The organism is Sphingopyxis sp., assembly GCF_050725655.1.
Classification (GTDB): Bacteria; Pseudomonadota; Alphaproteobacteria; order Sphingomonadales; family Sphingomonadaceae; genus Sphingopyxis.
This window is the reverse complement of sequence record NZ_JBOHHT010000098.1, coordinates 1-20579: the sequence shown is the minus strand read 5'-3', so window position 1 is coordinate 20579 and position 20579 is coordinate 1. Positions and strand designations below refer to the sequence as shown.

21 protein-coding genes and 1 pseudogene are annotated in these 20579 nt (G+C 66.0%); 5 read left to right on the top strand and 17 right to left on the bottom strand.

The window, feature by feature from the left end:
• Positions 1-36 precede the first annotated feature (36 nt).
• From ACREBX_RS15160 to ACREBX_RS15100, 13 genes are all read right to left on the bottom strand, one after another.
• Entirely contained in the window at positions 37-1233 is a 1197-nt protein-coding gene (locus ACREBX_RS15160; RefSeq protein ID WP_431562578.1) for an efflux RND transporter periplasmic adaptor subunit, read from the bottom strand.
• A 289-nt stretch (positions 1234-1522) separates the two neighbouring features.
• Positions 1523-1792 carry a GlsB/YeaQ/YmgE family stress response membrane protein gene (locus ACREBX_RS15155; RefSeq protein WP_431562577.1) on the bottom strand — a complete coding sequence of 90 codons (270 nt, stop codon included), beginning with the start codon at positions 1790-1792 and terminating at the stop codon, positions 1523-1525.
• Positions 1793-1911: 119 nt separating this feature from the next.
• Positions 1912-2175: a GlsB/YeaQ/YmgE family stress response membrane protein gene (locus ACREBX_RS15150; protein ID WP_431562576.1), complete on the bottom strand. Its 264-nt coding sequence runs from the start codon at positions 2173-2175 to the stop codon at positions 1912-1914.
• Between the two features lie 1004 nt (positions 2176-3179).
• The gene (locus tag ACREBX_RS15145) at positions 3180-4277 is read right to left on the bottom strand and encodes a DUF2853 family protein (protein ID WP_431562575.1); all 1098 of its coding nucleotides are present in this window, start codon (positions 4275-4277) and stop codon (positions 3180-3182) included.
• Positions 4278-4404: 127 nt separating this feature from the next.
• Positions 4405-5394: a quinolinate synthase NadA gene (gene nadA, locus ACREBX_RS15140; RefSeq protein ID WP_431562574.1), complete on the bottom strand. Its 990-nt coding sequence runs from the start codon at positions 5392-5394 to the stop codon at positions 4405-4407.
• 71 nt (positions 5395-5465) lie between these two features.
• Positions 5466-6176 carry an adenylate cyclase gene (locus ACREBX_RS15135; protein WP_431562573.1) on the bottom strand — a complete coding sequence of 237 codons (711 nt, stop codon included), beginning with the start codon at positions 6174-6176 and terminating at the stop codon, positions 5466-5468.
• Positions 6177-6241: 65 nt separating this feature from the next.
• Positions 6242-6889 (bottom strand): DUF4230 domain-containing protein, encoded by a 648-nt coding sequence (locus ACREBX_RS15130; RefSeq protein ID WP_431562572.1) that lies wholly within the window; start codon positions 6887-6889, stop codon positions 6242-6244.
• Positions 6886-7674, bottom strand: a complete 789-nt coding sequence (locus ACREBX_RS15125; protein ID WP_431562571.1) for a hypothetical protein — start codon at positions 7672-7674, stop codon at positions 6886-6888. Before ACREBX_RS15125 ends, ACREBX_RS15130 begins: the two co-directional genes overlap by 4 nt.
• Positions 7659-8576 (bottom strand): MBL fold metallo-hydrolase, encoded by a 918-nt coding sequence (locus tag ACREBX_RS15120; RefSeq protein ID WP_431562570.1) that lies wholly within the window; start codon positions 8574-8576, stop codon positions 7659-7661. The genes ACREBX_RS15125 and ACREBX_RS15120 overlap by 16 nt, the downstream gene beginning before the upstream one ends.
• 169 nt (positions 8577-8745) lie before the next feature.
• Entirely contained in the window at positions 8746-10413 is a 1668-nt protein-coding gene (locus tag ACREBX_RS15115; protein ID WP_431562569.1) for a M56 family metallopeptidase, read from the bottom strand.
• The gene (locus ACREBX_RS15110; protein ID WP_431562568.1) at positions 10410-10778 is read right to left on the bottom strand and encodes a BlaI/MecI/CopY family transcriptional regulator; all 369 of its coding nucleotides are present in this window, start codon (positions 10776-10778) and stop codon (positions 10410-10412) included. The genes ACREBX_RS15115 and ACREBX_RS15110 overlap by 4 nt, the downstream gene beginning before the upstream one ends.
• A gap of 429 nt (positions 10779-11207) precedes the next feature.
• Positions 11208-12047: a hypothetical protein gene (locus ACREBX_RS15105; RefSeq protein WP_431562567.1), complete on the bottom strand. Its 840-nt coding sequence runs from the start codon at positions 12045-12047 to the stop codon at positions 11208-11210.
• Positions 12048-12140: 93 nt separating this feature from the next.
• Positions 12141-13382, bottom strand: coding sequence for a S8 family serine peptidase (locus tag ACREBX_RS15100; RefSeq protein ID WP_431562581.1), 1242 nt, complete (start codon positions 13380-13382; stop codon positions 12141-12143).
• Positions 13383-13521: 139 nt separating this feature from the next.
• Between ACREBX_RS15100 and ACREBX_RS15095 the strand changes: the two genes are divergently transcribed.
• Positions 13522-14010, top strand: a complete 489-nt coding sequence (locus ACREBX_RS15095; protein WP_431562566.1) for an RNA polymerase sigma factor — start codon at positions 13522-13524, stop codon at positions 14008-14010.
• Complete coding sequence (locus ACREBX_RS15090) at positions 14007-14708, top strand: anti-sigma factor family protein (RefSeq protein ID WP_431562565.1); 702 nt, start codon at positions 14007-14009, stop codon at positions 14706-14708. Before ACREBX_RS15095 ends, ACREBX_RS15090 begins: the two co-directional genes overlap by 4 nt.
• A gap of 4 nt (positions 14709-14712) precedes the next feature.
• Here the strand turns inward: ACREBX_RS15090 and ACREBX_RS15085 are convergent, their stop codons facing one another.
• A complete protein-coding gene (locus ACREBX_RS15085; protein WP_431562564.1) occupies positions 14713-15150 on the bottom strand; it encodes an Rrf2 family transcriptional regulator in 438 nt (145 codons plus the stop codon).
• A 102-nt stretch (positions 15151-15252) separates the two neighbouring features.
• Between ACREBX_RS15085 and ACREBX_RS15080 the strand changes: the two genes are divergently transcribed.
• Positions 15253-15648, top strand: a complete 396-nt coding sequence (locus ACREBX_RS15080; protein ID WP_431562563.1) for a group III truncated hemoglobin — start codon at positions 15253-15255, stop codon at positions 15646-15648.
• A gap of 444 nt (positions 15649-16092) precedes the next feature.
• Here ACREBX_RS15080 and grxD read toward each other — a convergent pair whose 3' ends face one another.
• From grxD to ACREBX_RS15065, 3 genes are read right to left on the bottom strand one after another with little or no spacing between them, the layout of a single operon-like run.
• A complete protein-coding gene (grxD, locus tag ACREBX_RS15075; protein WP_431562562.1) occupies positions 16093-16437 on the bottom strand; it encodes a Grx4 family monothiol glutaredoxin in 345 nt (114 codons plus the stop codon).
• A 49-nt stretch (positions 16438-16486) separates the two neighbouring features.
• A complete protein-coding gene (locus ACREBX_RS15070) occupies positions 16487-16720 on the bottom strand; it encodes a BolA/IbaG family iron-sulfur metabolism protein (RefSeq protein ID WP_431562561.1) in 234 nt (77 codons plus the stop codon).
• Between the two features lie 10 nt (positions 16721-16730).
• The gene (locus ACREBX_RS15065; protein WP_431562560.1) at positions 16731-17057 is read right to left on the bottom strand and encodes a DUF1476 domain-containing protein; all 327 of its coding nucleotides are present in this window, start codon (positions 17055-17057) and stop codon (positions 16731-16733) included.
• A gap of 209 nt (positions 17058-17266) precedes the next feature.
• Between ACREBX_RS15065 and ACREBX_RS15060 the strand changes: the two genes are divergently transcribed.
• The gene (locus ACREBX_RS15060; RefSeq protein WP_431562559.1) at positions 17267-20356 is read left to right on the top strand and encodes a CHAT domain-containing protein; all 3090 of its coding nucleotides are present in this window, start codon (positions 17267-17269) and stop codon (positions 20354-20356) included.
• A gap of 4 nt (positions 20357-20360) precedes the next feature.
• Positions 20361-20579: pseudogene (locus tag ACREBX_RS15055) on the top strand (adenylate/guanylate cyclase domain-containing protein); the annotation flags it as partial.

The window sequence follows — 20579 nt, the reverse complement described above, 5'->3', positions numbered from 1 at the left end:
TTGTGCACTAAATCTCTACCTGTGCCGTTCGGCCGGTTATTGCGACGATTTCTGAACCACCGGCTTCACCTTGTCGCCGGGGTTGAGGAAGGCGCCCGCCAGCGCGACGACCCGCTCGTTGCCTGTCAGGCCCGACGCGATCGACACGCCGTTGTCGGTTACCTGACCGACCTTCACCGGCTGACGCTTGATCATGTTCTTGCCATCGACGACCAGCACGAAACTGCCCTCGGAGCCGCTCTGCACCGCGCTTTCGGGCAGCAGCGGCGCTTCTGCCGTGCCCGCGATCAGGCGCGCGTCGGCAAAACCGCCCGGACGCAGCGCATCGCTGTACGGAACCGCGATGCGGACCGTGCCCTGACGCGTATCCATGTTGATGACCGGCGACTTCTGCCAGACCTGTCCGACGATCTGGACGTCGGTGCCCACGGGGGTCACCATCGCCCGCGTGCCGACCTGGACGCGCGCCAGATCGGCTTCGGCCATCTGCGCCAGCATTTCCATCTCGCCGCCGCGCGCCATCCGGAACAGAATGCCGCTGCCGGCGCCGACGATCTGCCCGGGCTCGACCTGCCGCGTCAGCACCAGACCCGCTGCGGGTGCAACGATGTTCAGGCGGTCGTTGCGCGCGGTGGCTTCGCCATATTGCGCCTGCGCGACGCGCACGCGCGCATTGGCGGCATCGCGCGTTGCGCGCTTGCGATCCATGTCGGCCTTGGAGATGAAGCCGCGCCCGACAAGCGCCTGCGCGCGTTCGAGTTCGGCCTGCGCCAGATTGGCATCGGCCTGTGCGACGCGGATCGACGCCGCGAGGCTCGCGGCTTGCTGTGCCTGGACCGAGCGATCGATGACCGCGAGCGTCTGCCCCGCACCGACCCACTGGCCGGGCTCGACGAGAACGCGCACGACCTGCCCGCCCTCACCCGCAACGCCGATCGGCATTTCGCGGCGCGCCGCGATCGTGCCGTTGGCGGAAATCGCCGCTTCGACCGACACGCGGCCGGGAATGACCACGGTGACGTTCGGGATCGCCGCGCCGCCCTGTCCTTCGGCATCGGCCGCCGCGCCCTTGCTCTGCGTGAAAGCGTAATAGGTGGCGGCCAACGCGAGCGCGATCAGCACCAGCGCGACGATCAGAAACGTCCGCTTGCGCCGGCTGTCGTTGGCGTCTTCATAAAAGCTTTGCGTGCCCGCCAGGCTGTCCATCACATCCACTTTCCGCTCGTAGTTCACGCCGAAAACCCTCCCTGCCTTGCGCGGCATCATGCTGCGGCAGGCGCAAGCGCGCCTGTCCCCTCGACCCCGCACAACAGGATCAATCCACTGCGAGGTGTATTACCTAATTAAATCACCACTGGCAAGAGGCGAAACTTCGCCATCCCCCCTGCGCCCCAGAGCGCGGCTCATAAGCGCATGTTTGTGTAATTTCCAGTGGTTACAGGCACGAAAAAGGGCGGCGCGCGCATCGCGGCCACCCTTTTGTTCCGGCCGGTTCGAATATCCGGCCGCTATTTACAGACGGTCAGCGGACCCGGCCGCGCCGCACTAGGTTGACGATCCCGAGCAGGATCACCGCGCCGATGAAGGCGGTGAGCAAGGTCATCGGATCGAAGGCGTCGCCGCGCAGATGTCCGCCGCCGAGCACGCCCTGAAGCAGAAAGCGGCCGAGGATCGACCCGATACAGCCGACGATGATGTTGAGGAAGATGCCCTGCTGCGCGTCGGTGCGCATCACGATGCTGGCGAGCCAGCCGATGATGCCGCCCATGATGATAGCGATAATCCAAGTCATATGATGACCCCCTACGATCGATGTTGGCGCCTGACTTTGCAGGCATCACATTGGTAACTCAAATATTTGATATCGCCTAGCAGAATGGCGGCGGCGCGATGGCGCCGCCGCCACGCAGTTCAGCGGACGCTGCCGCGCCGTACCAGGTTGATGATGCCCAGCAGCACCACCGCGCCGATGAAGGCCCACAGCAACCCGATCGGACTGAAGGTGTCGAGGCTTGCGCCCATGCCGAAAAAGCTGCCGAGGAAATTGCCGAGGAACGCGCCGACGATACCGACGACAACGTTCAGGATGATGCCCTGCTGCGCATCGGTGCGCATGACGATGCTCGCCAACCAGCCGATGACGCCGCCGACGATCAATGTGATGATAAGACCCATGATTTTCCCTTCCCTGAACCGGCCGGGTAAACGCCGATACCCGGCGAACATGTGAACGTCCGGTCGCGCCCGGACATCGTTTCAACGATGATGAAATAATGCGGGTCGGGAGCGAAAGGTTCCCGGCCGACCCGCGTGGGCTCGGCCGGGAAAGTGGGATCGGTTCCTGATCGGGAACGTCTCCGGGTCGCAAGACGCCACTAAGCAGCCGCGTTTGACGTTGGTGTGACGAAAGTCACAGGGGTGAAAAAAAATGGGGTGGGATGCGGCCTGCAGCATCGGTGCGGCTATAATGTAGGGCACTCCGCCGCCGCGCATACGAAATGGGGGCCGACATCGCTGCCAACCCCCACTATCCGGCTTTGCCCCACGCACTCCACCTCACTTCATCCCGGTCCGCTTCTCTTGCGATCAGCAGCCCGCAAAACGATGCGTTGCGGCGCACGCCGGAACAATCCGGCGACGGTTTGGTCGGCCCCCTTTCGGGGGCCGGCCGCACCTGGAAAGCCCTTCATCATCTCTTCTTGCGTCTGCCGAAGCAATCGCTGTCCAAGCGATGGACTGCATTTCCTGTACCCGATCGGGTCCGTATCAACTCGTGGGAATCGCTACGTTCCGTGATCAGGCTATCGGTAGGTTTCCTCGTCAATCCGCCCGTTCTCTTCTGGCTAGTCTTGCAACTACCCTTGATGTCCCGGTGGTCTGTCGTCTCTGTCTTCCGATGATTTGAAGCTGACATGAAGCTTTCGGGTCGCCAACAAAAAAATGCACGAAAAGTTGGCTCGGGCTGCCTGCGCTTGTGGATAAGTCCGGCATTAGCAACAAGCGGATTCGTTGCAGCATTTTTGTAACAGCCCTGCAGCATTTTCGGATTCAAAATCCGAACCGACTCGCGGGCAAGGCCATCCGATCGCCGTCGATATTTTCTCGCGAGTCGCGACTCGGCATAAAAAAAAAAGCGGGACCCGGAGGCCCCGCTCTCTTTTTTCCTGTTGGTCCGACGATCAGCCTTTGACGGTGACCTCGACGCGGCGTGCGGCCGAATTGTCGGTCCCGGTCGTCGTCGCCTCGGCCGGTTTTTCGAGCACGACCTTGTCGGCGGCGAAGCCGAGCTTCTCGAGCGCCGCCTTGACGCTCTGTGCGCGGTTCTTCGACAATTCGGCATTGGCGGCGGCATTGCCCGTCGGGTCGTTATAGCCCGAGACGGCGAGCGTTGCGGCCGGATTGCTGTCGAGATAGGCTTTCACCGACGATGCCGTGGTTGTCAGATCGTTCGACACCTCCGATTTGCCGGTGTCGAAATAGACCGTCAGCATCGGCTTGCCCTCGCGGTCCGCCGCGACGACGCCGGCACCCTCGGGGATGGCGGCCACCGGCGCCGTTCCCGTATCGGCGGGTGCGACCGTCTCGCTGATCGCCGTCTCGTCGGTGGCCGGAGCGACCGCCGCCTCCTGTTTCGAACAATAGCGCAGGCCGAAGAACAGCAGCGCCGCCAAAACCAGCAAAAGCAGAAGCCAGGGCAGCCAGCCCATGCCGCGGCCCTTTTCGCCGTCACCGCTCGAATAGGCGGTCTGCGGACTTGCTGCCGACGGAGCCGGAGCCGCGGGCGAGGCGGCCGGCGGCGGGGCCGCAGCGGCAGGAATGGCCGATGCGCCGGCCAGGCCCGCCGCTGCCAGCGGTACGGCCGAGGTCGTGTCATCGTCCTTGCCGGAATCGCCGTCCAGCCCCCCGGCGGCGGCGAGGCCCGCGGCAGCGCCTGCGGCACCAGCCGCGCCTGCCGCGCCGCCAAAGAGCGTGAGCAGGCCGAAATGCTGCGCGAGGAGATAATAGACGGTGACGCGATTCTTGGTCCGGTCCTCCTTCATCCGTTCGCCGACGCCGGCGATCGCCGCATCGAGCGTGGCGTCGTCGTCGGTCAGCGCCAGTTTTTTCTTGAGGAAGTTTTCGCGGACGCGGTCTGTTTCTTTTTTGTCGGAGAACGAAACGAGCGAGGAATCGCGGTTTCTGAGGGCGATGCCGAGATATTTGACGATCGCCGACACCACCGTTTCGTCGGCGTCCGCGACATATTTCCTGACATCCGCCAGCCAATCTTCTGCCATGCGATTTTCCTCCTGCTTAGACGCAAGGGTTCGTCGTCGGACGCTCGCACGGGGGCGAGACTCGCGTCTTAGGAGCCGGAACTTATATCATTTTCCGCGAAAGCAACATCGCGGCGGGGAAACGGGGCTATCGCTTGCCGAGATCGCCCTTGCCCACCGTGCCCGACGCCATTTCGAGCATCCGGTCGAGGCTCTTGCGCGCGGCGAGGCGGAGGCCCTCCTCCATCTCGATCTGCGGCCTCAAATCGCGCAGCGCGATGTAGAGCTTTTCCATCGTGTTGAGCGCCATGTACGGGCAGATATTGCAGTTGCAGTTGCCGTCGGCGCCCGGCGCGCCGATGAAGGTCTTCTCGGGTAGCGCGAGTTCCATCTGGTGGATGATGTGCGGCTCGGTCGCGACGATCAGCGTGTCGCCGGGAAAAGTCTTGGCGAATTGCAGGATGCCGCTAGTCGAACCGACATAGTCGGCATGATCGACGATATGCGGCGGGCATTCGGGGTGCGCAGCGACGGGGGCACCCGGATGCTGCGCCTTGAGCTTGATCAGCTCGGTCTCGCTGAACGCCTCGTGCACGATGCACACGCCCGGCCACAGCAGCATTTCGCGGCCGAACTTGCGGTTGAGATAGCCGCCGAGATGGCGGTCAGGACCGAAGATGATCGGCTGGTCCTCGGGGATCTGGCTGATGATCGTCTCGGCGCTCGACGAGGTGACGATGATGTCGCTGAGTGCCTTCACCGCCGCCGAGCAGTTGATGTAGGTCAGCGCGATATGGTCGGGGTGCTTCTCGCGAAAGCGCTTGAACTGTTCGGGCGGACAGCTGTCCTCTAGGCTGCATCCCGCGTCCATGTCGGGCAGGATTACGATCTTTTCGGGGCTGAGGATCTTCGCCGTCTCGGCCATGAACTTCACGCCGCAAAAGGCGATGACATCGGCGTCGGTGTCGGCGGCCTTGCGCGACAGCTCCAGCGAGTCGCCGACGAAATCGGCGAGGTCCTGAATCTCGGGCTTCTGGTAATAATGCGCGAGGATGACGGCGTTGCGCTCCTTGCGCAGGCGTTCGATTTCGGCGCGCAGGTCGAGGCCCGAGAGATTCTCGCGAATGGGAGCAGTCATCGCTTTTCCTTATATGGCTTTAGCCTTGGCGCACCCCCTACACCGCTGCCCGCGGCAGGGCAATTCGGCTATCAACCGGCGAGCCGCTCCGCGAGCGCGATGACAGGGGGCGTCATCGCCAAAAGATAGATGGTGACGCGCACCGCGATGACAATCGCCGCAATCGCCTTTGTTGCCGGATGAACCTTGCCTAGCGTTCGCCGGTCGTACAGCGCGATGATGCCGACGACGCCAAGCTGGATCAGCCCGATCGGAATGTCGGACCAGCCGATCATCAGCGGCATCGGGAGGATGCGGCCGAGCGCGGGTTCGAGGATGACGATCGTCGCGCCGACCATCAGCCGCCGATGCCAAGCGGTCGTATGGCGCCGGCGAACCGCCGCCCACACCATCAGGCCGAAAACGAGCGATTCCACGGTGGTCAGCGCGAGAAAATGGGGCGGCGAGAAGAAGGGCGGAAAGCGGTTCAGCACCAGCGACGCGAGCCCGGTGAAGATGCCGAGGCCCGTGATGAACAGCGCGAGTCCCGCGCCGATCCACCCGAGCCGCCGGTGCAGTGCGAGATTATTGCGCGAGACGAGCGTCGGCTGAACGATCAGCAGCGCAAGCCAGGACAGCATCGCGACCCCGTGCAGATGCACCCAGAAAGGCGCCGCGACCGGATCGACGAAGCCCCTCAGCGCGAATTGCAGGAAACCGAAAACGATGAAAATCGCGAGGCCGATCGCCATGCGATGCCAGAAAAGCTCTGCGCGCGCGGCGCCCTCTGCGGTGCTAGACATGCCTGTTCCCCCTGCCCGACCGGGAGGGAGAATAACGCAGCCGCGAAAGCGCGGAAAGCCGGGTTTTACCCAGACGGTGCTTCGGCGAAACGTGCGGTGACCTTGGCATCGATCCCCGCGGCTTTCAGCGGCATCGCAAAGCTTTGTTCGACCGCGGTGCGTGCGGCGCCCTGCGCAAGCCGCATCGGCGTCGCGCCCTTTGCCTGCGCGATCAGTTCTTCCTGCGCGCGCTTGCGGTTGGCGGCGTCGAGCGTGCGTTCGGCATCGGTGAGCGTGAGCAATATCTCGCCGTCGCGATATTCGCTGATCGCATCGATATCGATCTCTGGCCCCGCGAGCCGCAGCGGCGGCAGCGTGACGGTGAGCGCGTTGGTGGCCGCATCCCAGTCGAGGTCGGACTGCTTCAACTTGCCGAGGTCGAGTTCGTAGCGAACCGTGCCGTGCATGATCAGCGTCTTCTTGGCGCTCAGCCCCAGCCGGTTCTGTGTCGAGGTTACGACTGCAACATAACGCGCAGTGAAGGGCACGAGCACATTCTGTTCCTGCAATCCCTGCAGGCTCGCCGCGACGACGGTTTCGGGATCATAGCCCTTTTGCCAGTCCTGCCAGGCCGAAACCGCCCACCAGGCGGCGAGCGCCAGCAGAGCGGCGGCGGCGAGAAGGATCAGGCGCGGCAGCAAACGCGGCGCGGGCGAAGAGGTTGGCCTGGTCATGGTGTCGTATAATCCGAACAATCGGGCGCCGGCCGGTCCATTTCATAGCGCGACGTCGCGGGGTTGTAGCGCAGCGTGCGTTCATAGCTGCACTCGGGGTCTTTCGCGTGGACGAGGTCGGCGGCCGAGAGGCGAACGCCGCTATTGTCCTCCGACCGGCGCGAGAGGCGCGGATAGGTGGTCGCGACGCTGCGATAGGTCAGCGCGGGAAGTTCCCCCGTCTCCGCCGGCCCGGCGGCAAGCGCTCCGGTGAAGCCATATTCGTCGTGACACGCCTCGCGCCGGTCCTTCATGTCCTTTTCGGAGAAACAGGCGCGGATCATCAGCGAGCTATCCCACACGACATCAAACACCTCATCGCCGAGCCGCGTGTTCGACGGCGCCGTGTCGAGACGAAGCAGATGCAGCCGGCTGCCGTTGCCGCCGCCGCCCGAATACATGGTGCTTGTGCCAACGATGACGCCCATCAGATATTGGCGCGAGTCAGCCGCCGTACCTTCAGGCGAGGGCACCGCAATCAGGTGCGGCCACAGGCTCAGCGACTGGCCGTCGTCGCGGCCGTAAGGCAATGCCAGATCATCGGCCTCGCCCGTGGCCGGCGCCGTGAGCACCAGCCCGCCGTCACTAGCCTCTGCATTGCCCGGCACGTCGAGGCACAAGCTCTTGTCGGGAAGGCATTTCCGGTCGCCCTCGCCCGCCACCAGGGCGATGACGACGGGATCGGGTGCCACGGCGGGCTGCGCGGCGGCAATCAAAAGCGGCAGCAGCATCAGACGAGCGTCCATTCGTCGTTCTGCACCCGCACGGCGCCGCGCGTCTGGAGGTCGATCAGATGCGCGAGCACCGAGCGGTCGGCGGCGCCGGTCAGCCGCGGGTCGAGCCCCTTGTACATATGCTTGACCATCTCGGGGATGACGCTTGTCCCCTTTTCGAGTTCCCGCAAAATCTGCCGCTCGCGCTGCCTGCGATGGCCGAGCATGCCGCGCACCAGCTGCCGCGGCTTGGTCACCGCGGGGCCGTGCGCGGGGTAATAGACGCGATCCTCGCGAGCATACAGCTTCGACAGGCTCGCCATATAGGCCGCCATGTCGCCGTCGGGCGGACTGACGACGCTGGTCGACCAGGCCATGACATGATCGCCGGTGAACAGCGCGCCGCTTTCGACGAGGCCGAAGCACAGATGGTTCGAGGTGTGTCCCGGGGTCGCAACCACCTCGATCGTCCAGCCGTCGCCCGAAATGCGCTCGCCGTCTATCAGTACGCGGTCGGGGGCATAATCAGGGTCGAAGGCCGAATCGGCACGCGGCCCGTCGTCGCTGAGCGCGAGCGGCGCGCAGCCGATGATCGGCGCCCCGGTCGCTTCCCTGAGCGGTGCCGCGGCAGGGCTATGATCGCGGTGCGTATGCGTGCAGAGGATCGCGGCAACGCGCTGCCCCTCGACGGCGCGCAGGATCGCATCGACATGCCCCGTGCCGTTGATGTCCGCCGGATCGCCGATGCTCAGCCCCGACCCCGTCGGACCCGGATCGATCACCGCAACGTCGCTCCCCGCCCCGACGATCCATGTCTGGGTGCCAGTAAAGGTATAGGGCGACGGGTTCGGCGCGAGCACGCGGCGGACCAACGGCTCATGCTGCTCGCATTCGCCGGCGTGAATGCTGTCGGGCCAGGGCTTTTCTTCGCTCATGCCGCCCATGTGGCATCGCACGGGGCGAAGGAAAAGGGATGCCGGTCAAAAAGAGGGTACGCGAAAAAGGGAGCGACGCGAAAAAGGGAGCGACATGGGTCGCCCCCTTTCCCCGCCCCTGCCGCCGGCCCCACCGGGGAGTAAAAGTCGGCGGTGAAGCTGTTCGGGCTCAGTTGCCCGATTTCTCGATCTCGGCGATCGCCTTTTCGAGGTCGGCGGCGACCTTGGCCCGCATGTCTTCGGACAGGCCGCGCGCGCGTTCGCCCTGGGCAAATGCCTCGCGCGCTTTCTTCAGCGCCGACAGCCGTGCCGCCTTGGCTTCAGGCCCGTCGCTGCACGCGAACATCATGACGTGGCTGCGCTTGTTGCCGGTGCTTTCGTCGCGGTTGACGATCGGCGCCGCCTTGCCGTCGCCGCATTTGCCCAGGACCATCGTCTTGCTGTGCGTCGACCAGGCGCCGTGCGGCATGGGGGGGATGGGCGGCATCGGGGGCATCGGGGCCATGGCGGTGCGGATGCGCTCCTTGCGCTTCGCCTTGAGCTTGTCGGCGACAGCTTCGGCACGCTTGCCGGTGATGCCCTGTTCCTTCAGCGTCGCGATGATGTCGTCGCGCGACAGGCCGCCGGGGGACCGGATTTCGATGCGGCGCATCTTGTCCTTGCCGTCGGCCGGAGCGAACATCATTGCGGGTGCCTTGCCTTCGCCGTCACCGTCGCGGCGGACGACGATGCGGTGGACTTCGCGCTTCTTCTTGCCGTCGTCATCCGTGGTGACATCGTCGCTATGCTCGGTGAAGACCATCATGCCGGGCGCATCGGGCGGCAGCGGCGGTTCGGGGGGCGCCAGGGGGGCGGGCGGTTCGCCGAGATCGGCGGTCTGCGCCTTCGCCACGACGATCCCCGCGGGGACGAGCGTCGCGGTCGCGCCCAGCACCGCCAACGTCGCGCTGCCGATCAGCAACCGGCCGACAAGGCCGCGCTTTTTCGAAATATCCTCTCGCGTCAACATCGTCAGCCTCTCCTGCAGATTATCGTGGACCGCCATCGGCGCGGCGAGCGACAGGCGCGGGCCGACCGCTGCCTTGACGATCGCGGTCGCATAGCGCGCCGTCCGCTCGCCCCGCTCTCCGAAGTCGGCCATCGTGAGCACGCGCGCATCGCACGCCGCCTCCTGATCGAAGCGAAAGGCGCGGATCGCGCGCCAGGCGAAGGGGTTGAACCATTGGGCGGCGAGCAGCAGCAGCGCCGCGCTGTTCGCCCACAAATCGCCGTGGCGGTGGTGCGACAGCTCATGATCGATCGCCAGCGCACGCTCTTCGGCGACATAGCGCGCGAAGAAATCGTGCGGCACGGCGACGTAACGCTGCCACAGCCCGAAGGCGACGGGGCCGTCGACCGCATCGGACATCACCAACCGGATCTTGCCGATTGGCTCGAGCTCGACCGCCTCGCCCAGCACCGCGCGGCGGAACCGCTGATGCGACACCATCGCGGTCACGAGAACGGCGATCATGCCCGCCGCCCACAGCGCGAAGGCGAGCGGGATCAGGTCGGCGAGCGACCAGAACGGCTCGGTCGCCGCGGGCGCTGCAACCGGCAGACCCACCGGCACCATCACAGCCATTTCGGCCGCCGGCTCGGGTGCCACGACCACCGGATCGGCGAAGGGCAAGGGCGGCAGGACCAGCCGCAGCGCGGGCACTGCCCACAAGGCATAGGTCAGCCGCGGGCCGAAATGCCGCGCGAACGGCTTGCGCACGATCAGGATCAAGAGGACGAGAATGCCCGTGGTAACGAGCGTATCGGCCCACGCCTGGAGCAGCATCGCGGCGCTCATGACTTCAACCTCTTCAAAAGGGCCTCGATTTCGGCGATGTCGGTGTCGGTCAGCGCCTCGCGGTCGGCGAGATGCGCGATCAGCGGGCTGACGCGGCCGCCGAACAACCGGTCGACGAAACGCTGCGATTCCTCGCCGACCGCATCGGCGCGTTCGATCGCCGGGCTATAGAGATAGCGCCTGCCGTCGGCCTTGGCCGTGACCGCACCCTTCTGGACCAGCCGCGCGAGCAAGGTCTTCACCGTCGCTTGCGTCCAGCCGTTGATCTTGCCGATGCGCGAGGTCAGGTCGGCGGCGGTCTGCGGGGCCTTGTCCCACAGTGCCGACAGCACCTGCATCTCCGACTCGCTTGCTCTTTCTGCCATGCGGACCCCTCCCATTGGCGTCATCACCTAAGACGCGACTACAAATGTAGTCAATGGGCTGAACGCTTCCTGAACAAAGCTGAACGGGTAGAGTGTCGGGATTTTTGACACCGAGCGATGCCGGTAAGGAATTGCTAACCAGCGTCTCGCACCGGATTCCGCAAATACCGCAAACTGGCACGGCAATTGTATAGTATCCAATGTTCCCGAGTGTTCCGCTCAAATGGAGCGGTGGGGGACATCAGTCTGGTCCCTGATGTCCCCTGCCCCCACCCGGGAAAACCCCACTTGCCCCCGATGCAGACGGGGGGCGGAGCGGCCGAGAGGCCCCGCCCCCCGGAAGCTTTTCAGCCGAACGAAAAAAGGACGGACCGCGCGGGCGGCCCGTCCAGATATGGCTACCGCAAACGGCAGCCACCCCATTTTCGCTTATTCGGCTTCCTGCTGCTCGGCCGCTTTCTTGAGCTGGCCCTTGGTCATGCCGGTGACGAGGACGTCACCCGACCCGGCAAAGCTGGCCGCGGGCAGCGTCGCGATGCGGTCACCGACCTCGACCGTCACCGCTTGCACGACACCGCCGCCCGTCTGGCGCAATTCCTGAACATAGCCGATCACCTTGCCGCGCGCGTCGGTCACTGCCATGCCGGGTTCGACGGCGAACATCCCTGCGCCATTGGCCGCGCCGCTACCCGCAGCGGCGAGCTGGCCGAGGCTGCCCTGGAAGCTGCCCGCGACCGATCCAGCGCCGCTGGCGCTGCCTGAGACGTTCGACAACGCGGCGCCCGTCCGGTCACGGGCAGTCCCGACCGCACCGCGCGCGGTGTCGGTTGCGGTCGAAGCCGCGCCCCTTGCAGTACCAACCGTGCCGCGCGCGGTGTTACCGACGAAATCGGTGCCGACCGCCTGCGCGTCGAGGCTGCCGCCCCCCGAAGCATTGCCCGAACCATTGGCGTTGCCGCCGATAGCGTTGCCAAGCAGATTGCCGTTGCCGTCAACCGAACCCTTGCCGTTCGCGTCGGCGTTGCCCTTGCCCTGGACGCGGCCCGAACGGCGATCGACCTGGGCGTCGCCGCGGCCCGAACCGGCGAGTTCGCCCGCCGAACCGAGCGTTCCGCCGATGGGGCCGGTCGGATTGCCGAGCGTCCCGCCCAGCGTGCCGCCGAGGCCGCCGCCGCCGCTGCCACCGAGCAGCTGCGCAGTGGCCGGAGCCGAAAAGGCCATGGCCGACGCGGCGAGCGCGATGGCCGAAATGAAGATACGATTTGCCATTGTCCTACTCCTGAGTTTGCGGCCCGGAGGGGTGGGCCTGGAGAGAGAACGATGGCGCGCTCGATTTTCTTCCGGATAATTTCGAGGGAGGGGTCAGCGGCCCCCGCAAGTCCCGCAAATCAGGCCGTGGCCATAGATTTTGTCGCGCCCCTTCTTACCCAGATCGCGCGCCTCCATGACGAGCGCCGCAACGGCGGGTCCGATGCGATCGATCGCGGGGGCGGGATAGCGAAGCGCAAGTCGTCCGGCGACGAGCGGTGCGGCAAAAGATGTGCCGCGCAGCCGGTCGCTGCTTCCCACGCCCGTCGCCGCCAGCACCGCGTCGCCGGGCGCAGCGAAATCGACGTGCAGCGCGCGGCCGGCCTCCGGCAGCGCGCGTGCTTTTGCGTCGACCCCGGTCACGGCAAACACGCCCTTGTAGGAGGCCGGATAGGCGGGCGGCGCGGCGGGGCCGTCATTGCCCACCGCCGCAACGATCAACATGCCGCGCTGCTGACCGCGGCTGACCGCAGCGGAAAGCAGCTTGTTGTCCGGGCCGACAAGGCTGATCGTCGTCACCGCGACACCGCTTTCGGCGAGCCAACCGAGCGCACGCGCAATCGCGCTGGCGCTGCCGCCAGCCGGGTCGGTGCCATAGACATCGGCCGCGAACAGGCGCTGGCCGGGTGCCGCGCCCTGCACCGCGCCGCTGCCCACCAGCAGCGAAGCCACCGCCGTGCCGTGGCGGCTCGCCGACGGCGCCCCTTTCGCAAAGCCGCGCTGTTCCACACGCCCTGCAACCGATGGATGCGCCGCAACGCCGCCGTCGATCAGGCCGAGGCTTGCCTTGCCGCCGCCAATCGCAGTCGCAAGCGCCGCTCCCGGCAGCGCGCGGCCCGGTCCGCTCGCGAAATAAAGATTGTCGGCATCGACCTCGGCACCCGGAAGCAGCTTCGCGAGCTGTTTCCGCGCCCGGCCAAGGCTGCGCCCGTCGGGTACGCGAAACCGTGCGATATCGAGATCGAGCCCCTCGATGCGCTCGCGGTCGATCAGCGCGAACCCCGCCTCGCCCGCCCGCGCGATCATCGCCGCATCGACCCCGCTCGCGACAAGAACGCCGCGCACTGCTGGTTCGCCGCGCTCGTCGAGCTCGATGCTGTCGCGATTGCCGCGGACCAGCGCGGTGATGCGGTCGAGCCGGACATCCAGCAATTGGCCGCCGATCCCGGTCAGCCGCCCGGCATCCACCTCGGGCAGCGACGGCAGCGTGCGCGCGGCGTCGGGAAGCTGCACCGGCGGCAGTGCAATCTGCGCCGCGACGCGCGCGTCGGTCCCACCGAGCAGGAAGCAAAGCATCGCCAAAAATGTGGTCCAAAATCGCATTGCAAGTCTCACAAGGGCCGGCACGGCAGACGGTTCCCGAAAAAATTTAGCATGGTACGGAAGAAACGATAGAAGCCTGACGTTTCTTCCTCGAACAACCGAAAAGGCGAAAATGCGCTTCGAAGAGGAACTGGTCGAATTGCTGCCCCGCCTGCGCCGCTTTGCGCGCGGACTGGCGCGCAACACCAGCGACGCCGACGATTTGTGTCAGGCGGCGATCGAACGCGCATTGAAATCGCAGGAACAGTGGCAACAGGGAACGAGACTGGACAGCTGGATGTACCGCATCACCCGCAACCTCTGGATCGACGAGCGCCGTGCGGCCGGTCGCCGCGGCGTCCACACGCCGATCGACGAGGCCGCCACGCAGGTCGCCGGCGACGGCGCGGCCGAGGTAGAGGCCGGGACGTTGCGCGGCGACGTCGATGGCGCGATGGCGCGCCTGCCCGACGAACAACGCGAGGTCGTGATGCTCGTCCTCGTCGAAGGCTATGCGTACCGCGAGGCGGCCGAAATATTGGAAGTGCCGATCGGCACCGTCACATCGCGCCTTGCTCGCGGGCGCGAAACATTGATGCATTTGCTGGGAGAGGCCGCATGAGTTTCGATCCCGCCACCGTCGCGGCCTTTGTCGACGGCGAACTCGACGACCTGACCGCGCGCCGCATCGAGCGCGAAGCGACAAGCGACCCCGCCCTTGCCGCCGAAATCGCGCGCCACCGCGGGTTGAAAGTACAGCTACAGGCGCATTATGCCCCCGTGGCCGATGAGGCGGTGCCCGAGCGGCTCCGCGCGCTTCTAGCGACGTCCGATAAGGTCGATGCCAGCCTCGCCGTGCGCCGCGAGGCGAAGCGGGTGCGCTTCGCGCCGATCCATTGGGGCGCCATCGCGGCGTCGCTCGTGTTCGGGCTTGCGCTGGGACTGCGACCGTGGACGCCCGTTGCCAGCGTCGCCGAAACGAATGGCGCGGTCGTCGCCGCGGGTCCGCTTGCCGAGGCGCTCGACACACAGCTCGCCGCGAACCAGTCGTCCAGCGTTGCGGTGCGGATCAGCCTCAGCTTTAAAGACGGGACTGGGCGCTATTGTCGCAGCTTCGAGAGCAAATCCCTGAACGGCATCGGCTGCCGCGACGATGGCCGCTGGCATCTCGAACGGACGATGCCGGGACAGGCCGGCGCCGACTATCGTCAGGCATCGTCGGGCGAACTCGCCGCCGCCGCAGCGAACATGATGACGGGCGATCCGCTCGACACCGCGGCCGAACGGCAGGCGCGCGACAAGGGCTGGGCGCGCCGCTGATCTTTCAAGTGCGCGCGGGTTCGTCGATCCCGAACAACGCGGCAAAATTCGCGCGCTTGGCGAGCAGGTCGGCAAGGCTGTAGCCATCGAGCACTTGCATGAACGCCGCGAGCGCTTCGGCGAGCGCGCCCGTCAGCCCGCACGCGGGCGCGATGATGCAACTGGCGCAATCGACGAGGTCGAACCCTTCCTCGGTATGACGGACCACCGCGCCGACATTGATCTCGCGCGCCGGTTTCGCCAGCCGGATCCCGCCGAAGCGCCCGCGCACGCTTTCGAGATAGCCCGCGTTCACCAAGTCGTTGACGACCTTCATCAGATGGTTCTGCGAAATGCCATAGGCGCGCGAGATTTCCGAGATCGGGCTGAGCCGCGCGTCATCCGGCGCACCCACATAGAGGAGCACGCGCATCGCATAGTCGGTGTAGCGCGTCAGGCGCATCGTGATCCTTCAAAAATTTCGGCCGCCCTATAATATGCATTTTTGTTGCATGTTTCAAATTTCGATCATACATGCGCACAAAATACATGATTGGAGCAAGTCGTGAAACAGGACGACCAAATCGATGAAGCCGCGCTCGAGCGCCTGATCCCGGCCTTTTACGACCGCGTGCGCGCCGACGTCGACATCGGCCCGCTGTTCAACGCCGCGGTTCACGACTGGCCGGGCCATCTCGAAAAGCTCGTCGCCTTCTGGTCGTCGGTGATGCTGACCACCGGCCGCTACAAGGGCAGCCCGGTCGCCGAGCATCTGAAGCACAAGGCCGCGATCACCCCCGCGATGTTCGACCGCTGGCTCGCGATCTGGGCCGACACCACCAACGAGCTGCTGGCGCCCGCCTCTGCGACCGCGCTGCAAGGTAAGGCCGCGCGCATCGCCGAAAGCCTCCAACTCGCCCTTTTCTTCCGCTTGGGCGACCCCGGCCGCCGGGCGGCCTGATCGTTCAGCAGGAGCCCCCCCCCCGCGACGCTCGCCCCTTACCCCGAGCATGCCGACGACCTTCGCATCGCGGCCTGAACCACGCTCTCACCTCCAGAACAGGATATCAGAATGCGCACCGCTTCCGCCCACGCGATGACGATCGTCAAAGCCACCGCCCCCGCCCTCGAAAAGCACGGCCTTGCGATCACCACCGCGATGTACGCGCGCTTGTTCGGGAACAAGGACATCGAGGCGATGTTCGACCGCGCCGCGCAGACGAGCGGCGCAGGCGGTGGTGGAGGGGCAGCAACGTCGCGCCGTTCGCCGCTTCGCGCTGCCACCTCCCCATCGCTGCGCGACAGGGAGGGGGTTTTGGGCCCGCTATCCACCCCCAAGCCGACAGAAAAAAGCCCGCCAGGGCCTGAGCACCGGCGGGCTTTTGTCGTTCGAAAGCCGCGCAGCTTATTCGGCGCGCGCCGGGATTCCCGTCATCAGCGTGTGAAGCTCGCCCGCTTCCCACATTTCCATCATGATGTCCGATCCGCCGACGAATTCGCCCTTCACATAAAGTTGGGGGATCGTCGGCCAGTCGGAGAATTCCTTGATGCCCTGGCGGACTTCCATGTCCTGCAGCACATCGACGGTGTCATATTCGACGCCAAGCCGGTCGAGCATCGCGATCGCGCGCGAGGAAAAGCCGCACTGCGGGAACAGGGGCGTGCCCTTCATGAAGAGCAGGACGGGGTTGTCGGCGACCAGCTTGGCGATGCGGTCGCCAGTGGTTTGGGGGGTGGTCGGGTCGGTCATTGTCAGTCTCCGGGCAGGCGCGCTGCCGCGCCCCAAATATCCATGCCCCTTATGAGGGGATTGCGGTCGTCAATTGCAAGGCATGAAGTTCGCCGCCCATGCGTCCGCCGAGCGCCGCATAGACCGCCTTGTGCTGCGCGACGCGGGTTAGCCCGCGAAACGATGCGCTGACGACATGCGCCGCATAATGGTCATTGTCGCCCGCGAGGTCGGTGATCGCGACCTCGGCATCGGGAAACGCCGCGACGATCATCGCCCGCAAATCATCCTCGCGCATGCCCATCGCAATCGCCTCAGTTCTGGCTGTCGATGAACTGGCGCCGCGCCTCGACCGCCTTGTCGTTCAGCGCCGCACGGATTTCGGCGTCGCCGATCTCGACCTGCGCCGCGGTGAGGTCGCCTGCGAGCTTGCGGATGACGTCCTCGTCGCCCGCTTCCTCGAAATCGGCCTGCACCACCGCTTTGGCATAGGCGTCGGTTTCTTCGGGGGTCAGGCCCATGCGTTCGGCGGCCCATTCGCCGACGAGCCGGTTCCGCCGCGCGGTGATCCGGAACTGAACCTCCTGGTCACGTGCGAATTGGGCCTCGAAGGCGCGTTCACGATCGTCGAATCCGCTCATTTTGTCCTCACCGAATGAAATGTCGCACTGCAGATAGGTCGCGCACCCCCGCGGCGCAAGCCGCCTGTGCGGCAGATCACTTCCCTTTCGCTTACGAAGGGTTTAGGGTTCTCGCCCAAGGGAATGGGTCGCACCGCAGCAATAAAGTTTCCGTCCTGTCGGCGTCGAACCGGCATGGCGTCTCTGCGTCTGTGTTTGGGGGATTTGTGATGACCGTTCGACGTCCGCAACTTGTGTCGATTCTGGGCTTGCTGGCTTTTGCCGCGCCGGGAACCGCACTGGCGCAGGGCATCGACCCCACGCTGCGCGACAGCTTTTCGGTCGGCGATCAGGGCGGCTCGCTCTGCGAGGTGCAGGCAACCGTCCGCGACGGCGTCGTCAAGGGCATGTTCGATCGCGCCTGGACGATCGTCTGCCGCGACGCGAGCCAGCCGGTCGGCACCGTTCGCGAACTGCGCGCGAGCTCAGCCGAGGCGCTCGCCCGGATCGAACAGGCCCGCGCCGGCACGGTCACATGCACCGCCGACGGCGCCTGTACGCTCAAGGGCAGCAATATCGCATGGCAAACGCGCGTCGAGACCAAGGGCCATGTCACCTATAGCGTCGAAGGTTTCGCCGCTTATTCCGACGCGCTCGACCTCGCGCTCGAATCTGTGCGCCAGCACAGGGTCGTGCCGGGCGTGATCAAGGTTGCCACGACATCGGTCGGCGGCAACGACGGCTTTGCCCGGACAATCGCCGGAACGATCGACGTCGACAAGGCGCTGGCCGAGGGTTACCGCCGCAACCACAGCGGCGATTATGCCGAGGCGGCCGAGTTCTTTGAAGCGCTGTCGCGCCGCGCAGTCGAGGAACAGTCGGCGGCCGACATCGACCCGACCGAAGTCACGCTGAACCGCGCACTGCAGCGCTCGAACCTTGGCGAATTCGCCGAAGCCGAACGCCTGTTCGCCGAGGTCGAAGCGATCCCGACGGGCGACCCGGTCCAGCTGCGCCTCCGCCGCAATTTCCGTGCGATCAACGCGCTCAACCAGCGCGATTATGACGGTGCCGCCGCGCGATTGCAGACGCCCATCCCGCCGCTCACGACCGGCGTGACGGTATCGGGCGACGCGGTAACGCTGACGCCGCAGATCGTCGCCGGGGTCAACAGCGGTGACAATGCCCGCGTCATCCGCCAGAGCAACGATCGCGAGCGGCTGTCACCGCTCGAACGCGCGCAGATCATCGATGCGCAGGCGATCCACCTGCTCGGCACGGTCGAACGGCTGCGCGGCAACGCGCAGGCGGCAAAAACCGCACAGATGAAGGGGCTGACCGACGCGATCGCGGTGCGCGAAGGCCGCGTCACCTCGATCATCCGCTTGCGTTCGCAGATGCTCGGCGAGCTCGCGCTGGCCGAAGAGGCGAGCGGCGACAAGGCGGCGGCCGAAACGCGCTTCCTCGAATCGGTGACCCTGCTCGCCGTCGAATATCCCGAAACCAACGCGCTCGCTTCGGCGCGTGCACGCTACGCCGCCTTCCTCACCCGCGAGGGACAGGACGACAAGGCAATGGGCATTTATCGCGAGGTCGTCACCGCGCTCGCAGCAACGCAGCGCTCGACCGCGGGCATGGCGAACATGATGGCGCCCTATTACCGGCTGCTCGCCGCGCGTTCGGCGACCGACCCCAAGGCGATCGAGGATTTCTTCGTCGCGAGCCAGCTCCAGATCCGCCCGGGTGTCGCCGATACGCAGGCGGTGCTCGCACGCGAGCTGTCGGGCGGCAGTAGCGACGGCGCCCGCCTGTTCCGCCAGGCGACAACGCTCAATCGCGATCTCGAACGCGCGCGGATCGAGGATGCGCGGCTCGCCCAGCTTCCTGAATCGCCCGAGATCAACGCCTTGCGCGCCGACATCAAGGCCCAGCTCGAAAACCTGTCGTTCCAGCAGTCCGAAACCGTCGTCGCGCTGTCGGCCTTTCCGCAATATCGCGTCGTCGCGCCGGGCAAGCTCGATCTTCCCGAGTTGCAGCAGGTTCTCCGTCCGGGCGAAGCCTATTTGAAGATGCTCGTCGTCGGCGACGGCGTATATTCCATGCTGATCGAGCAGGGCGCTGCACAGCTCTGGAAATCGGACATCAGCGCGTCGGGTCTCGACACCGCGGTCGACACGATCCGTTCGACGATTTCGCTCGTCGAGAATGGCCGCCGCGTCACCTATCCCTTCGACGCCGCCACCTCCTACAAGCTTTATGGCCAGTTGTTCGGGCCGGTCGCGGCGCGCCTGCCCACCATCGCGCATCTGATCTTCGAGCCCGACGGCGCGATGCTGCGACTGCCGATCAACCTCCTCGTCACCGCCGACACCGGGCTTGCCGCCTATGAGCAGCGCCTGCTCGATCCCGACGCCGATCCCTTCGACATGCGCCAGATCGCCTGGCTCGGCCGGACCTCTCGGCCGAGCACCGCGGTCTCGACGCTGGGCTTCCGCAACGCGCGGCAGGCCGCACCCTCGAAAGCGACCAACCAATATTTCGGCCTCGGCGAGAATCTGCCGGTCAGTGGGCGACTGCCCTCGCTCGGCACCCGCGGCGCCGTGGCGGGCGGCGTCGATGGCGATTGCCTGTGGGATGTCGCGCAATGGGCGCGTCCGATCTCGGCCGACGAACTGATGACCGCGCGCAACGCGATGGGCCGCGATGCGGGCGCTTTGCTCACCGGCGGCGCCTTCACCGACACCGCGGTGAAAAATCGCGCCGACCTTGGCGACTATCGCATCATCCATTTCGCGACGCACGGCCTCGTCACCGCGCCGCGCGCCGCCTGTCCCGCGCGCCCCGCGCTCGTCACCTCGTTCGGCGGGGCGGATTCGGACGGGCTGCTGACCTTCCAGGAAATCTTCGACCTCAAGATCGACGCCGACCTCGTCATCCTGTCGGCGTGCGACACCGCCGGCGCGGCGAGCGTCGCGGCGACGCGCGAGGCCGGTCTGTCGGGCGGCGGCAATGCCCTCGACGGGCTGGTGCGCAGCTTCATCGGCGCGGGCGGCCGGTCGGTGATCGCGAGCCACTGGCCCGCGCCCGACGATTTCGACGCGACCAAGCGGCTGATCGGCGGGTTGTTCGCGGCCAATCAGGGCACGAGCGTCGCCGACGCCCTGTGGGGAACGCAGCTGCGCCTGATGGACGACCAACAGACGTCGCATCCTTATTATTGGGCGGGCTTTGCGATCATCGGCGATGGCGGGCAGGCGCTGCTCCACAGCGGCGCGACAGCCGCCCGAAATGGCGAGGCTGCCGGCCGCGCCGCCCGCTAAATCGATGAACGCACCCGACGTCCTCATTCCCGCGGCCGACGCGCCCGCGCAGGACGGCCAGCAGGCCGCGGTGCCACTGCGCAAGCGGGTGCGCCGGCTGGTCATGCAGCTCGGCCCATCGCGGATGGCGGCAACGATCCTGTTCCTTATTGTCGCGACCCTGATCGCCCGCTTCAGCTGGCAGATGCCGCTGATCGACGCGGCCGAGCGCGCGCTTTACGAC

Excerpts from the sequence above, each read along its gene's own strand:
- ACREBX_RS15070 (WP_431562561.1), bottom strand. The coding sequence starts at position 16,720 with ATGGGCATGCGCGAGGATGATTTGCGGGCGATGATCGTCGCGGCGTTT.
- ACREBX_RS15115 (WP_431562569.1), bottom strand. The coding sequence starts at position 10,413 with ATGAGCGCCGCGATGCTGCTCCAGGCGTGGGCCGATACGCTCGTTACC.
- ACREBX_RS15100 (WP_431562581.1), bottom strand. The coding sequence starts at position 13,382 with ATGCTTTGCTTCCTGCTCGGTGGGACCGACGCGCGCGTCGCGGCGCAG.
- ACREBX_RS15090 (WP_431562565.1), top strand. The coding sequence starts at position 14,007 with ATGAGTTTCGATCCCGCCACCGTCGCGGCCTTTGTCGACGGCGAACTC.
- ACREBX_RS15125 (WP_431562571.1), bottom strand. The coding sequence starts at position 7,674 with ATGGACGCTCGTCTGATGCTGCTGCCGCTTTTGATTGCCGCCGCGCAG.
- ACREBX_RS15105 (WP_431562567.1), bottom strand. The coding sequence starts at position 12,047 with ATGGCAAATCGTATCTTCATTTCGGCCATCGCGCTCGCCGCGTCGGCC.
- ACREBX_RS15120 (WP_431562570.1), bottom strand. The coding sequence starts at position 8,576 with ATGAGCGAAGAAAAGCCCTGGCCCGACAGCATTCACGCCGGCGAATGC.
- nadA (WP_431562574.1), bottom strand. The coding sequence starts at position 5,394 with ATGACTGCTCCCATTCGCGAGAATCTCTCGGGCCTCGACCTGCGCGCC.
- grxD (WP_431562562.1), bottom strand. The coding sequence starts at position 16,437 with ATGACCGACCCGACCACCCCCCAAACCACTGGCGACCGCATCGCCAAG.
- ACREBX_RS15135 (WP_431562573.1), bottom strand. The coding sequence starts at position 6,176 with ATGTCTAGCACCGCAGAGGGCGCCGCGCGCGCAGAGCTTTTCTGGCAT.
- ACREBX_RS15065 (WP_431562560.1), bottom strand. The coding sequence starts at position 17,057 with ATGAGCGGATTCGACGATCGTGAACGCGCCTTCGAGGCCCAATTCGCA.
- ACREBX_RS15085 (WP_431562564.1), bottom strand. The coding sequence starts at position 15,150 with ATGCGCCTGACGCGCTACACCGACTATGCGATGCGCGTGCTCCTCTAT.
- ACREBX_RS15130 (WP_431562572.1), bottom strand. The coding sequence starts at position 6,889 with ATGACCAGGCCAACCTCTTCGCCCGCGCCGCGTTTGCTGCCGCGCCTG.
- ACREBX_RS15150 (WP_431562576.1), bottom strand. The coding sequence starts at position 2,175 with ATGGGTCTTATCATCACATTGATCGTCGGCGGCGTCATCGGCTGGTTG.
- ACREBX_RS15145 (WP_431562575.1), bottom strand. The coding sequence starts at position 4,277 with ATGGCAGAAGATTGGCTGGCGGATGTCAGGAAATATGTCGCGGACGCC.
- ACREBX_RS15060 (WP_431562559.1), top strand. The coding sequence starts at position 17,267 with ATGACCGTTCGACGTCCGCAACTTGTGTCGATTCTGGGCTTGCTGGCT.
- ACREBX_RS15095 (WP_431562566.1), top strand. The coding sequence starts at position 13,522 with ATGCGCTTCGAAGAGGAACTGGTCGAATTGCTGCCCCGCCTGCGCCGC.
- ACREBX_RS15155 (WP_431562577.1), bottom strand. The coding sequence starts at position 1,792 with ATGACTTGGATTATCGCTATCATCATGGGCGGCATCATCGGCTGGCTC.
- ACREBX_RS15110 (WP_431562568.1), bottom strand. The coding sequence starts at position 10,778 with ATGGCAGAAAGAGCAAGCGAGTCGGAGATGCAGGTGCTGTCGGCACTG.